Raw genomic sequence first — 14436 nt, 5'->3', positions numbered from 1 at the left:
ATTCTGCCGATTCAAACCGTTTTTGAGCGTAATAATTTGACTACTCCTTTTTGGTATAACGCAGCTTTGGCACTGATTAAGCCGCTATATCAATGGCGCCTCAAAAAACGTGCTGAAGATCTCCAACTATATCAGCAAGAGTGTCTTGAGCGCTTTGGGCCATTTCAGCCAGTTAAAAACCGCGATGCAATTTGGTTTCATGTGGTTTCCGTAGGAGAAACCAACGCTGCACAGCCGCTGATTGAACATTATCTCAAAGCAGGTCATCCGGTCTTAGTCACCAATACTACCAAAACCGGACAAGCGCGTGCGAAACAATTATTTTTAAAAGCACCGTATGAATCACTGTTTCAGGCCGTGTATTTGCCGGCAGATCAAAAAAAGTTAGTCCGTCGTTTTATCGAAAAATATCAACCTAAAATGTTGGCTCTGGTCGAAACTGAACTCTGGCCAAATTTGATGATTGAAGCCGATCAGGCCAACGTTCCGTGTTTATTGATTAATGCCAGATTATCTGAAAAATCTGCGAAGGGTTATGGCAAAGTCCCGAGTTTGATGCAGCCGATGCTAAAGAGTTTGAAACAATTATTGGCGCAAGATCAGGCAACTTTAGCGCGATTTATTGAGTTGGGTGCAAACCCGCATACCAGTCAGGTCGTGGGAAGTATCAAATTTGATATTCATGCGCCCGATAGCTTTGTGCAACAAGCAGCGCAGTTGCGTCAAGATTGGGCTTTACAAGAGCGTAAAATCATCACCATTGCCAGTACGCATGCACCAGAAGAACAAAAACTGCTCGCGGCACTGCAGCCGATTTTGCAACAACAGCCTGAGCTGTTATGTATCGTCGTACCACGGCATCCTGAACGCTTTGATGAGGTTTTTTTAGAAGCGCAGAAACTGAATTTACGCACACAGCGCCGCAGCCTTAATCAGACCATTTTGCCTGATACACAAGTGTATTTAGCGGATAGTATGGGCGAATTATGGCTTTGGCTGGCACTGAGTCAGGCGTGTTTTGTGGGTGGATCGCTCAATGAACCTGGTGGTGGGCACAATATTTTAGAGCCCATTACGTTAAATGTGCCGACAGTTTTGGGTGAGAATTATTTTAATTTCCAGACCATTGTGGATGAGTTCGTTGCTGCTCAAGGCGTGAGAGTAGTGCAAGATGCAGAACAGGCTGCTCAGGTGTTGTTTGAGTTAATCGAAGATAAGCTTCAAGCTCAGTGTTTGAATGCTGCAGCGCAGCAGATTATGCAAAAGAATACTGGGTCGCTGCAAAAGCATATTCAGGTGATTGATCAGTACCTTTAAGTTTTAATTTTGCGATACATTAATTTTTATTAAGCAAGTTTTATCACGGCCTTATTTTATGGTGATCGTTGAACATCCTATTCGTAGGCATAATCTACTTTTAAAGGATTAAAAGTAGCAAAAATCCTCTGAACGCTGAAGGTACTTCCTGTACCTCAGCGCACAGGCGACATCCATGTCGCCTGTCCTCAATGACATATGCTTTGCGTGAATTGATATGGTTATTTATGAACATCGTCTTGCTTGATCCTCGTCAAACTGAATCTGAACTTTGGAGTATTAGCGCCAAACGTCAAATTGAGCATTTAAAAAACCATGTGAATATACAGGTGGGCGATACACTCAAAGTCGGTATTCGGGAAGGAAAACGCTATTTAACCCAAATCGTCAGTATCAGTGATGAGCGCATTCAACTTAAACCCTTACAAGAAGAAGAAGTACCTGCAAAGCATCCGGTGACTTTAATTGTGGCAATGCCTCGTCCGAAAGTGTTGCGCCGTCTGATCATGGATGCCGTCACTTTAGGTGTAGAAAAAATCATTTTGCTGCACAGTTATCGCGTGGATAAAAGCTATTGGCAGACCCCATTTTTACAGCAGCTCGATCACTATGTGACGTTGGGTTTGGAGCAGGCAGGTGACACCATTGCGCCCAAAATTGAATTGTATAAACGCTTTAAACCCTTTGTGGAGGATGTTTTACCGAGCAGGATCTCGTCAGACTATCCGGCTTATGTGGCGCATCCTTATGTCGAAGATGTGATGCCTACAGGGATTCAACATGGATGTACGATCATCATTGGACCTGAAGGTGGATTTATCCCTTATGAGGTCGATTTACTCATAAAAAACGGTTGCCAAGCAGTCAGCTTAGGCAACCGAATTATCCGGACAGAAACTGTGATTCCGTACGTTTTAGGGCGATTATTTAGCTGTTGACGCTTCTGTCTCAGCTTGATCACCACGGTAAACTTTCACTTCCTGTACAGGGTAAGGAATTGAAATACCATTTTGATTGAATGCTTGGATAACGTGTTCTTGCACTTCACTGATTGAGTTCGCAGTAGTGGTTTCAGTGGTATCTACCCACCAACGGACATTCAGATTGACTGAGAAATCAGCCAAAGCATTTACGTTTACGGTAAATGCAGGCTGGCTCAAGATGGTTGGATCTTTGTCCAAAATAGCCAAAACAATGTTTTTAGCTTTTTGAATATCATCTTCATAACCAATACCAACCACAAATTCACAACGACGACGTTGATAAGCGGTATTCACCGTTACCGCACTGGTGTAAACCGTCGCGTTTGGAATCACGATACGACGACCATCTGGAGAGCGTAGGAAGGTTGCACGGATCTGAATATCTTCAACAGTACCTTCCATTCCTGACACAATAATGTCATCACCGATTTTGAACGGTTCGCCGAGGAGAATCAAAATACCCGACAGTAAGTTCTGGAAAATATCTTTAAACGCGAAACCGATTGCGACCGAACCAATCCCCAAGGCACTCATGAGCTGACCCGGTGTGAAACCTGGGATTGCAATGACCATTGCAATTAGGAAACCGAAGAACATAATGGCTGAGCTACCCACACGGTTCAGGACCAAAACTAGATTTTGTTTTGAGTAAGAACGGTCAGTGAGCGCTTTACGAACAAAGAATCTAAAGAGTTTAGACAGTAGATAGAAGATCGTAAAAACAATTAATGCGATACAAATATATGGCAGGCGTTCCCAAAATCCATCGACAAATTTATCGATCGTTGAGTATGCGTCATTATATTTAGAGGTATGTTCCAGCACGGTTTGTGCGGTTTTTTCTGTTGCCTCTTGCAAAAGTTGAGTCGTGCCTTGAGTGACATCACTCAAGGCATTTTCTTTTTCAGCCACGAGTTTTCCAAATGTTCCGGTTTTTCGTTATTTTGCCTGAAATTAGTGGCGAAAATAACCCTCATTTACAGGCTTGCGAACAGATGTATCAAAATTCAGACAGGCTCAGATTCGGTCAGTGGCTTAGAAATATTCAGTGCCTTGTTGAATGATTTCTGTCGGCGATTCAATTTCACCGCTACCCATCATATACGAGGTGATGCTACCTGTAGCCAAGAGCGACAACACACTGATTAAAATCATCAACCATGCCAGAATTTTTTCCCAAACGGCAGCAGGGCGTGGCGCGCCGTATTGATTTACGGTCGGTGTGCCTGAGGCCAATAATAAATACAGGATAAAGAAAAGATTGATCATGGGGATAAATAATAATAGTAGCAACCAACCGGCTTTATTGAGGTCATGCAGCCGACGCACGACAAAGACACAATAAAAATAAATGTAAAGAATCATAATCGCCAAATAGGCGAGGCCAGATATCCCAGTGAATATACCAACAAATTGCTCATTTAACGCCATGGTATTGATGTTGAAAATACCCACGGCAAGGCTTAAAGCGATCAAGGCAAAAAAGCTGATGATATTGAGAAAGCCATACCAACCAATCATGCTCAGTCGACAAAAACGTCCATCAGGTTTCAGGGGATTATCCGATGTAGTGGTCGTCTGACGGGAAAAGAAAGAAGAGTCATTGGTGTTCATGATCGGATCAACTCAACGTATATGAAAGAATAAAAAAGCGGAGTGCTGAGTAAAATTACCTTTGCAGTATATGTTTAATTGAACTGGTCAGATACTGAATTAAAACATGTTTTTGTTGAAATTTTGCTTATAGATGTGCTTTAAATGGGAAAGAATAATACGACCAAAGCATGATTGCTGCGATTAAAAATTAATCGTCATACTGCTGTGATGCAGGAATTATAAAAGTAGAAATGTGGCATGGCATCTCGTGATGAGATGAATCAGATCAAGGAAAATACAATATGAAAGAGATCTATCCAGTACCTGAAAGTTTCAAAAAAACCGCACGCATCAACGAGTCGGAGTACTTTGAGCGTTATCAAAAATCGATTGAACAACCAGATGAGTTTTGGGCAGAGCAAGCGCAAAAGATCGATTGGATCAAACCGTTTACCCAAGTTAAAAATACAAATTTTAAGCAAGATGATTTTAAGATCGAGTGGTTTGCTGATGGTGAACTGAATGTCAGTGCCAACTGTCTCGATCGACATTTAAAAGAACATCCACATAAACCGGCCATTATTTGGGAAGGTGATCATCCTTCACGGCATAAAATCATTTCTTTTGAAGAACTGCATGATGAAACTTGCCGTTTTGCCAATGTGTTAAAAAAACATGGCGTGGGCAAAGGCGACCGTGTGGTGTTGTATATGCCAATGGTGCCCGAAGCGGCAATTGCGATGTTGGCCTGTACCCGAATTGGTGCAGTACATTGCGTGGTTTTTGGCGGTTTCTCACCAGACTCATTGGCAAGTCGTATCGATGACAGTAAGGCGAAAGTCGTGATTACTGCGGATTGTGGGATGCGTGGTGGCAAGCCCATTCCACTCAAAGAAAATGTCGATCTTGCACTCGACATCGAAGGCACATCTTCGGTTCAAAATGTCATTGTGGTACACCGTACAGGTAACCCGATTGAAATGAAGCCTGAGCGTGACCTGTGGTATCACATGGAAATCATGTCGGTCAATGATCTCTGCCCACCTGAACCCATGAATGCCGAGGACCCGCTATTTATTTTGTATACATCAGGTTCAACAGGAAAACCGAAAGGTGTATTGCATACCACAGGCGGCTATTTAACCTATGTGAATTGTACCTTCCGTGAAGTTTTTGACCTTAAACAAGATGATGTGTTTTGGTGTACTGCCGATGTTGGTTGGATTACGGGACATTCTTATGTGTTGTATGGGCCATTGTCGAATGGCACCACGACCGTGATGTTTGAAGGTGTACCACAATATCCAAGTTGGGCACGTACGGGACATATTGTCGATAAGCACAATGTCACTATTTTATATACGGCACCGACTGCAATTCGCGCCATGATGCGAGAAGGGGATGCCTTTGTCCGAGAAAGTGACCGCAGTAGTCTGCGTTTACTAGGTTCGGTGGGTGAACCGATTAACCCAGAGGCATGGAATTGGTACTACACCGTGGTAGGTGAAAGCCGCTGCCCAGTGGTGGATACATGGTGGCAAACAGAGACGGGTGGTTTCATGATTACGCCATTGCCGGGAGCAACCGATTTAAAACCGGGTTCAGCGACGCGTCCATTCTTTGGTGTACAACCTGCGATTGTCGATGCTGAAGGCAATGAGCTTGAAGGCGCCGTAGAAGGTAACTTGGTGATTAAGGATTCTTGGCCGGGACAAATGCGAACCATTTGGGGTGATCCTGAGCGCTTTATTGAAGCCTATTTCTCCACTTATCCGGGGACGTATTTTACAGGTGATGGCGCACGTCGTGACGAGTCTGGCTATTATTGGATTACGGGTCGTGTGGATGACGTCTTGAACGTTTCAGGACACCGATTGGGAACGGCTGAAATTGAAAGTGCGCTGGTTGCACATGATGCTGTGGCAGAGTCTGCGGTGGTGGGTATGCCGCATGATATTAAGGGACAGGGGATTTGCGCCTTTGTGACCTTACAAGCCGGGACAGCCGAGACGGATGAGTTGCGTCAGGAACTGGTGGCTTGGGTACGAAAAGTCCTTGGACCAGTGGCAACGCCAGATGCACTGCATTGGGCGCCAGCCTTACCTAAAACGCGGTCTGGTAAAATCATGCGCCGTATTTTAAGAAAAATTGCGGCCAATGAGCTGGACTCTTTAGGCGACACTTCGACCTTGGCAGAACCTCAAGTGGTTGAACATTTGATTGCTACGGTTTATCCGAAGTCATAAGAGCAATTTGAGCGTGAGTGATAGCATTCTGATGAAAGTTCACTATCGCTCATGCGATGGGTTATTAAGGCAATATTGAACGTCCTTTCCCCTAGAAAAGTTGATTAGGATGAAGGGCCGTTCATGATGCATTTTATCCATCGTACATACGACGGATAACAAAGACCAAGCCATGAGTCGCTTGAATGTTGGTGACTTAGATTTCATGAGATATAGATTTTACAGATATAGACTGCAGGCATTGAGATAAGCTGAATGCCTCTACTTTGTTAAGCTAAAACTGTAACAGAATAATCAGACAGACATATGAATGCTTCAACTCCATTGACTCAAGATCCGATCGATATTGCCCAAAAACTGGCGGCAGAATTTGCCACGACGGCTGCTCAGCGTGATAAGCAGGGGGGAAATCCCAAAGCTGAACGTGATTTGATTCGTCAAAGTGGTTTGCTTGCATTGTCCATTGGACAGCAATACGGTGGACAGGGTGCAGATTGGCTGACGATTTTTAAAACCATTCAAACCATTGCTCAAGTGGATAGCTCATTGGCGCATGTTTATGGTTTCCATCATTTATTGATTGCAACCGTACAGTTGTTCGCGCAGCCCGAGCAATATGGCCCGTGGTTTGAACAGACTGCACGTGAGCATTTATTTTGGGGCAACACCCTAAACCCCTTAGACCGTCGTACTACAGCGACGCAACTGTCTGAACACGAATACGTCTTTCATGGCGATAAAAGTTTTTGTTCGGGTTCCATGGATTCAGACATTTTGCTGTGTTCTGGCTTCAATGAAGACGGAAAATTATTGATCGGGGTGATTCCTACAGCACGTGAAGGCGTCAGTTTTCTCGGCGATTGGGACAATATGGGACAACGTCAAACCGACAGTGGAAGTAGCCATTTTGAACAAGTTAAAATTTCCAAAGATGAATTACTACTGAACCCAGGCCCATTAAGTACACCTTATTCGAGTTTACGCCCTTTGATTGCACAGTTGATCTTTGTACATATGTTCTTGGGGGTAGCCGAAGGGGCATTTGAAACAGCAAAAGACACGGTACAAAGCCAAAAAGCATGGTCAAAATCTTTAGCTGAAAATGCAGTGAATGACCCATTTATTCAAAAGCATTTTGCTGAGTTTTATGTGCAATTAGAAAGTGTACGTTTATTGGCAGATAAAGCGGTTCAGCGTTTGCAATGGGCTTGGGAGATTGGTGAAGCTTTAACGGCGGAACAACGTGGAGAAGTTTCTATTGCGATTGCAACAGCCAAAATTGCGGCCACCAATAGTGCGCTGTACATTACGCAAAATATTTTCCAAGTGATGGGCGCACGTGCCACGACGGCCAAATTGAATTTAGATCGCTTCTGGCGCAATGTACGTACCCAGACCTTACACGATCCGATTGATTATAAATATCAGGAGGTCGGTGAATGGGTGCTCACAGCCAAAGTGCCAGATCCAAGTTTTTATTCTTAAACGTATATTGCAAATGAGCCAATAAAAAGCCTCCGTTTTGGAGGCTTTTTTGCAATGTGCTGTCAGTCGATTTAACGCTGATGAATATTTTCTAAGGTATCGACTAAGGTTCGCGTTGTTTGATCAATTTCATAATTCACGGCATCACCGACTTGGACATCTTTCCATGTGGTGAGACGCAGTGTTTCAGGAATGAGATCGATTGAAATTTCACTATTGGCACGATCAACACGGTTCACAGTCAAACTGCAACCATTGAGTCCAATAAAACCTTTGAGAAAGAAATATTTAATATTGCCTGCTGGAATGTGAATATCGAGATGAAAGGTTTCCCCGCGATGCTCTAAGTTTTTGATCGTGGCTGTGCCTTCGATATGACCATATAGATTGTGACCACCATTTTCTGCCCCAACTTTGGCTGAGCGTTCGACATTGACCTCATCACCGGCCTTGAGCGCTTTTAACGTGGTGAGTTGATTGGTCAATTCAGAAACATCAAAATGTACTTGGTTGGCTGCCAAATCAATATGTGTGGCCGTTAAACACACGCCATTAATCGCTACACTTGCCCCGATAAAGACATCATGAAAAAAATTCTGATGATTTGAAATCACCAAGGTTGTGAAGCCATTGCCTTGACGAATGTCTAAGACTTTTTCTAAACCTTGCACGATGCCTGTATACATGTGAGCGTCTCTAAAATGATTTGCGTTTTCTGTATTGTAGGGACAAAACGACCGATCGGCTATGCCTTAGAGTGACCATTTCAGTACAGCATTTTGATCTGTCGCAGTTCGATTTTGGCAATGGCCTACAATGCTCGGAATGTTTCAATTGCCGCTAGGCGAGACTGCTTTAAATCAACGATCGGCTGAGGGTAGTTCAATTCCAGTTGAGGATTTTTGGCAAAGGGTTGGTGAATTTGTTTGGCATCCAAATCTGCGAGTTCAGGTAGCCATTGACGTAAATAATCCCCGTTCGGATCAAATTTCTGAGATTGGCTGATCGGGTTAAAAATCCGAAAATAAGGTACAGCATCTGTACCCGTCGAGGCGCACCATTGCCAACCGCCATTATTGGCTGCTAAGTCACCATCGACAAGGTGCTGCATAAACCATTGCTCCCCCAACCGCCAATCGATCAGTAGATTCTTACTAAGGAACATGGCACAAATCATCCGCACCCGATTATGCATCCAACCCGTAGCCAGTAGTTGACGCATCCCTGCATCGACGATCGGAATGCCCGTCTGGCCGTATTGCCACGCAGCAAAGTCTTGTGGTGCATGGCGCCATTTTATTTTTAAGGTTTTGGTTTGAAACGGCTGGTGCTGAGAAACTTGCGGGTAGTCAAATAAAATGTGCTGGTAAAATTCACGCCAAAGCAGCTCATCGAGCCAAGTTTGTTGTCCTCTGTGGTCGATCTGGAAATAGCCGCCTTGTTCACGAAAAAGGGCTTGCAGACATTGGCGAATAGACAAGATGCCCAAGTTTAAATACATGCCAATTCGACTGGTTCCATTGAGCGCAGGAAAGTCCCGATCATCAGCATAACGATGCAGATGTTGTTCAATAAATTCATCTAAGTACTGTATTGCGTGATCTTCTCCAATCGGCCAAAGCTCGATTTGAGCAGCTAACAGCGATGTGGGATAAAAAGGACGTAAATCAAATTGATTTTGCCACAGCGGATGCGGTTCGAGAGCCGCTTGGGCTTCAATAGCGGGATAACAAGTAGGCAGACTGATGCTCAATTTTTCGTAGCAATTTTTCTTAAATGCACCGAAAACTTGATAAGGATGTCCAGATTGATTGCGAATACTGCCAACAGGAAACAGGGTGCGGTCATGGTACAGCTCAACAGAGATGTGCTGCTGTTCTAATAACTGTTGTACTTCGCGATCTCGTTTAAGTTCATTCACACCATGTTCAATATGTGCATGAACAGTGTGTATATTGAGCTGAGTGCATAAGGTCAATAGCTCAGTGGCGATGTCTGACCAATGGGGAATATGCTGAATAATCAGTGGAATATTTAGTTCAGCCAATTGCTGTCGCAAAAGTTCCAGCTGGGCAAGATAGCGATGGATTTTAATGGGGGCATCGTCATGCCTTGTCCATTGTTCAGGAGAAAGCGCAATAAAGGCAATCGTTGGACTAGACTGTGTCGCCTGCCACAGTGCGCTATGGTCATGTCGTCTTAAATCTTGTCGAAACCAAACCAGTTGCATGTTTATTGCCTCTTGTTTTGTTGGAAATATCACAGGAATTACGGGGTGTCTATTGGTGATAAAATCATCTAAAAAATATCGATTTTAATAAAAAACCATATAATATCTAGGGTTTAAGTTAACCGATTGCGCACAATCTTGTCAGCTTAAGCGTACAAGCAACGAAGTTTTTGACGCTAGGCGCACTTTTAAATTTTACCTAAGATGAACTCATACAGGAACAGGACGTTCCGGAACATAAAACAATAACAAAGTGTTCACCATCAGGACTGTGAAGCAAGACAGGAGTCATGCTTAAGTATCCATATAGAAAAAGCCCGACAGGATGTCGGGCTTTTTCTTTGTCTATAGTTTAGCTCATTTTCTAGAATCAAAGCATATCTTTAAATGGGACTCGAGATAAAAAATCCCCTAAGCCGAGCCTTAGGGGAGGAAAGTGAAGTGAGCCGGTTGTGATTATTATGCTGATTACATGAGCTGTGACTGCATCAACAATTATGCTGATTTAGCCTGCACAACTTGCTGCTGTTGAGCTTCCAGTTCACGAACCAGTGGCAACACTTTTTCGCCAAAGTATTCCACTTCTTCAATGAAGTGGAGAAAACCTGAGAGAACCAAATCGACACCTACACTTTTGAGTTCCACAATGCGTTCGGCAATTTGTTGTGGCGTGCCAATCAGATTGGTTTTAAAGCCGTCGTTGTATTGAACCAAATCTTCAAAAGTAGATTTTGCCCAGTTACCTTCGCCTTCTTTTGTGGATGCACCTGCTTCACGAGTTGCATCGCCAAAGGCATTGACCGCTTCAGTATTGGCATTGTCGATAATAGCTTGAAGCACCGCTTGGGCTTCTTCCTCAGTATCTCGGGCAATGATGAAGGCATTCACCCCGATTTTGACCTGATGGTTATTGGCCTTGGCTTTTTCACGAATATCATCGATCTGCTTTTTCAACTCAGCAGGGGTATTGCCGTTGGTGAAGTACCAATCGGAAACACGTGATGCCATGTCACGTGCTGCACGTGAACTGCCACCTTGGAAGATTTCAATATGCGGTTTTTGTACCGGTTTCGGAGATAGAGTGTAATCTTTAAATTGATAGTATTTACCATCAAAACTAAAGTTATCCTGCGTCCAAACGCCTTTTAGGCTACGAATGAACTCTTCAGAGCGCGCATAGCGTTGATCATGTTCGGGCCATTCTTCACCAATCGCATCAAACTCTCCACGGAACCAACCACTTACAACATTGATTGCAATACGGCCATTGGTAAGATGATCGATGGTCGCCAATTGTTTCGCAGCCAGAGCTGGTTTCCAAGGGCCGGGTAAAATCGCTGCAATGACTTTGAGCTTTTCGGTTTTGGCCAAAATACCATGGCTGAAACTAACCGATTCGTGTTGATTTTCGGCGTTATAGCCTGCGGTAAAACGAATTTGAGTCAGCGCATAATCAAAGCCACTTTTTTCTGCAGCTTGTGCCAAACGCACGTTATAGTCATAGCTCCAATCGGTACGCTGTTCAATATTACTGACCACCAAACCACCACTGACGTTTGGTACCCAATACGCAAATGTAATGTTTTTTTCTTGTACTGACATTTTGCAAACCCTCGGGATCGAATTGTTATGCTGTGGTGTTTAGGCCACTTGCGTTTTTGGCTTTTTACTATGCAGTCGAGCTTCAGCGGCATCCAAACTTGGAACAGCTGCAGAAGGAAGGACTTCTTCTTGCTCGATTTGTTTATTAATGCCCAAGTTTTGGTTGGCTTGTTGAGACTTGGCTTTCACCACTTCAGCACGCTGACCTTTGGCTGGAGCCCATTCCAAAATCGGCAGCGCACGTGCTACAGCTAAAGTAATGCGGTCACGGAGTAATTCACTATGAATGGTATATTCAGGGGTGAAATCACGGTCTGTTGCATAGACTCCGATTGGTAATGTTTGCGCTTGGAAGAAACTGAACAATGGACGCAGTTGATGTTCAAGTACTAAGGCATGGCGTTCAGAACCACCTGAAGCTGCAAGCAAGACAGGTACATCCACCAATGCAGTTTGTTCGACAAAGTCAAAGAAGTGTTTAAACAGACCTGTAAATGAAGCACGGTAAACGGGTGTTCCAACAATCAGTGCATCAGCAGCTTCAACGGCAGCAAGGTCATCTTGTACACGTTGTGGCAATTGGTTACGGTAAATCGCGCCACCTAATAAATTGCCAATTTCGCTAAACTTAATAAAATGCACATTGATTGGAGTCGCATCACCGAGCTCATCAACAATGGCTTGTACCAGAGCTTCGGTTTTAGATGGATTGTTTAGGCCACCTGATACAGCAACAATATTCAGGGGTTTTTGTAGATTAACTTGAGACATTTTTTAAACCTAAAAGTGTGGTTTCTCGGAATGCCTTTTATTAATCCCGATGGGTGGATCACTGTAAAATAACGAAAATCAGAAAAGTTATCTGATTTTTAGATATGTTGGAAAAACCACAAGATTCGTGAAATATCAAATTTTAAACTGTTGATATTTCAACATATAATGCTTAGATATAAGCATTTTTACTATGTTGATAAAATTTATATGAAAATATGATTAGATTTAAAGATTTATAGAAAATGCGAAAAAAGACGCATTTTAAGCGAAAAATCTACATTTTAAATGCAAAAAAATAAGTTCTTGCATATCCTTCACATAGCATGTGTGGTTAGAATAGGGTCATTGTGCACAAGATCTCTCACGTTGCTTATGAATATTTTAATCGTTGATGATCACCCGCTGTTTCGTCATGCTTTAATTCAGGCGGTTCGTTATAGTTTGCCTCAGGCGCAAATTCATGAGACTGCAGCAGTCAATGAATGCTATGAACGTCTTGAAAATGGCCCTGAGCCTGATCTTGTGTTATTGGATTTAAACTTGCCGGGTGCTTCAGGCTTTTCTGCTTTGGTGCATATTCGCGCACAATATCCATCGATTCCAATCATTGTGGTCTCTGCGCATGAAGAAGCGTCGATTATCCAACGTGCGATTGCACATGGCGCGATGGGTTATATTCCAAAATCTGCGCATCCAAGTCACATTGGTGAAGCGATTCGTCAAGTCTTAGAAGGCGAGATTTGGTTGCCACCAAACCTACCAGCCAATATGAACTTCGACCCACGTGCTGCAGATGAAACGGCATTGGCAGAACGTATTCAGTCTTTAACACCGCAACAATTCCGCGTGTTAATGATGGTGGCGGAAGGTTTGTTGAATAAACAAATTGCCTATGAGTTGGATGTGTCTGAAGCAACCATCAAAGCACATGTGACGGCAATTTTCCGTAAGTTGGGCGTACAAAACCGAACCCAAGCTGTATTGGCAATTAATGCACTGAATATTGAAGAAAAGAAAATCTAAGGATTTTTTCCATAAAAAAGACCTCCACGATGGAGGTCTTTTTTTTCTGTTTAAGCACTAATGCTGGCGCTAGATCATTTCGGTGTAAATGCTGTTAGGTCTTTACATGCGGTTTAAAAGCAATAGAGTAATGCAACTTAACAATGACTTAAACAAACCACTTCAACTTAAGCAATATAGTCTTGCTTAGGCGTCAGATCGGTACAGTACAAAGGGTTGAGCGCACATTGCAGTTCATCAATTTGTTCATCGGACACATAGCCGCGCGCTTTGAGATAATCCGCGACACGGTCATCACGTAAACTCAGGAAAGCCGCATCATAAACACCTAAATCTACAAATAGGGCTGCAGTTTCTAAGCTGTTAAAACGGTCTAGATAAACATCATTGTCATACATCAGGAAGATATGGTCTTGCTTGGAGTTGGCATCAACATTTAAACGTTGTGCCAATTCAAATGGCGCTGTTTTAATAAATAGTAAATCAGATAATTCATCAAACTGTGTTTTATCCAACTGGTTTTTGTCGGTTTTGACTTTACCGAGCCAAGCTTTAAATACTAAGACCGCACCACCACGCAGTAGCATGCTCCAAATCTGATGACGGGTGTCCAAACCTAAGCCATTGGATTCTGCTTCTAAATTTTGCAGTAGTAGATCTTCCTGTTCTGCCAGTCGATCGAATAAGCCAAGACCTTGGGGTTTGTAGGCATTCGGTGCAAAGACATCAAAATTCAGTTCGTCAAATACCTGTAACGCAAGAGGAACGGCACTGCGATAGAGTGTTTCCAACGCTTCGACTTGCACATCACTTAATTTGCTGAACTTAAATAATTGACGCCAGTCGATCTCTGGCAAAATGGCATTGGCGCCATATTGACGATGAAACTGTAGATTTTGATCAAAACCATGCGGCATTGTTTCTGAAATATTCACAAGATCACTCCTAATATGCGGGGGAGATCAGCTTCTCAAGTGTTGAGTTATGACGCTTCTTGAATTGGCTTGAAACTGATCAACTTCTTATGAATATTTTTAAAACGAACGGCGGCAGCTAAATATACGACTAAAGTTTTAGTTTTTATTTTAACCTATAAAATACTGAGTTAAATCAAATAGATTTTTAATTGTAACTAAGTGTACAAGTGTTCACTCATGCATTCGATATTTTTTGCCATAGG

12 protein-coding genes are annotated in these 14436 nt (G+C 43.1%); 5 read left to right on the top strand and 7 right to left on the bottom strand.

The features are described from left to right. Positions 1-36: 36 nt before the first annotated feature. Positions 37-1317, top strand: a complete 1281-nt coding sequence (locus tag FTT92_RS06125) for a 3-deoxy-D-manno-octulosonic acid transferase (RefSeq protein ID WP_180171667.1) — start codon at positions 37-39, stop codon at positions 1315-1317. Positions 1318-1544: 227 nt separating this feature from the next. Continuing rightward, entirely contained in the window at positions 1545-2255 is a 711-nt protein-coding gene (locus tag FTT92_RS06120) for a 16S rRNA (uracil(1498)-N(3))-methyltransferase (RefSeq protein WP_180171666.1), read from the top strand. Here the strand turns inward: FTT92_RS06120 and FTT92_RS06115 are convergent. Beyond that, the gene (locus tag FTT92_RS06115; protein WP_078193200.1) at positions 2241-3212 is read right to left on the bottom strand and encodes a mechanosensitive ion channel family protein; all 972 of its coding nucleotides are present in this window, start codon (positions 3210-3212) and stop codon (positions 2241-2243) included. The genes FTT92_RS06120 and FTT92_RS06115 overlap by 15 nt on opposite strands. A 123-nt stretch (positions 3213-3335) precedes the next feature. Next, positions 3336-3914, bottom strand: a complete 579-nt coding sequence (locus tag FTT92_RS06110; RefSeq protein WP_180171665.1) for a DUF805 domain-containing protein — start codon at positions 3912-3914, stop codon at positions 3336-3338. A gap of 284 nt (positions 3915-4198) precedes the next feature. Here FTT92_RS06110 and acs point away from each other — a divergent pair, with 284 nt between their 5' ends. Further along, positions 4199-6142, top strand: coding sequence for an acetate--CoA ligase (gene acs / locus FTT92_RS06105; protein ID WP_180171664.1), 1944 nt, complete (start codon positions 4199-4201; stop codon positions 6140-6142). A 306-nt stretch (positions 6143-6448) separates the two neighbouring features. Beyond that, complete coding sequence (locus FTT92_RS06100; RefSeq protein ID WP_180171663.1) at positions 6449-7627, top strand: acyl-CoA dehydrogenase family protein; 1179 nt, start codon at positions 6449-6451, stop codon at positions 7625-7627. 71 nt (positions 7628-7698) lie between these two features. Here FTT92_RS06100 and FTT92_RS06095 read toward each other — a convergent pair whose 3' ends face one another. The 4 genes from FTT92_RS06095 to msuE all read right to left on the bottom strand — a co-directional run bounded on the left by FTT92_RS06095 (position 7699) and on the right by msuE (position 12230). Further along, entirely contained in the window at positions 7699-8313 is a 615-nt protein-coding gene (locus tag FTT92_RS06095) for a riboflavin synthase subunit alpha (protein WP_180171662.1), read from the bottom strand. 125 nt (positions 8314-8438) lie between these two features. Beyond that, a complete protein-coding gene (locus FTT92_RS06090) occupies positions 8439-9857 on the bottom strand; it encodes a deoxyribodipyrimidine photo-lyase (protein ID WP_180171661.1) in 1419 nt (472 codons plus the stop codon). 495 nt (positions 9858-10352) lie between these two features. Beyond that, positions 10353-11459: a dimethylsulfone monooxygenase SfnG gene (gene sfnG, locus FTT92_RS06085; protein WP_078190545.1), complete on the bottom strand. Its 1107-nt coding sequence runs from the start codon at positions 11457-11459 to the stop codon at positions 10353-10355. A 39-nt stretch (positions 11460-11498) separates the two neighbouring features. Beyond that, the gene (gene msuE / locus FTT92_RS06080; protein ID WP_078190544.1) at positions 11499-12230 is read right to left on the bottom strand and encodes an FMN reductase; all 732 of its coding nucleotides are present in this window, start codon (positions 12228-12230) and stop codon (positions 11499-11501) included. 375 nt (positions 12231-12605) lie between these two features. Here msuE and FTT92_RS06075 point away from each other — a divergent pair, with 375 nt between their 5' ends. Then, the gene (locus FTT92_RS06075; RefSeq protein ID WP_078190543.1) at positions 12606-13256 is read left to right on the top strand and encodes a response regulator transcription factor; all 651 of its coding nucleotides are present in this window, start codon (positions 12606-12608) and stop codon (positions 13254-13256) included. 167 nt (positions 13257-13423) lie between these two features. On the opposite strand, the gene FTT92_RS06070 is transcribed toward FTT92_RS06075, so the two are convergent. After that, positions 13424-14173: a hypothetical protein gene (locus FTT92_RS06070; protein ID WP_171525947.1), complete on the bottom strand. Its 750-nt coding sequence runs from the start codon at positions 14171-14173 to the stop codon at positions 13424-13426. Positions 14174-14436 lie beyond the last annotated feature (263 nt).

Source organism: Acinetobacter sp. YH12023 (assembly GCF_013420135.1).
Classification (GTDB): Bacteria; Pseudomonadota; Gammaproteobacteria; order Pseudomonadales; family Moraxellaceae; genus Acinetobacter; species Acinetobacter amyesii.
Note: the sequence above shows the minus strand (reverse complement) of the source record. Positions and strands in the feature narration are given on the sequence as shown.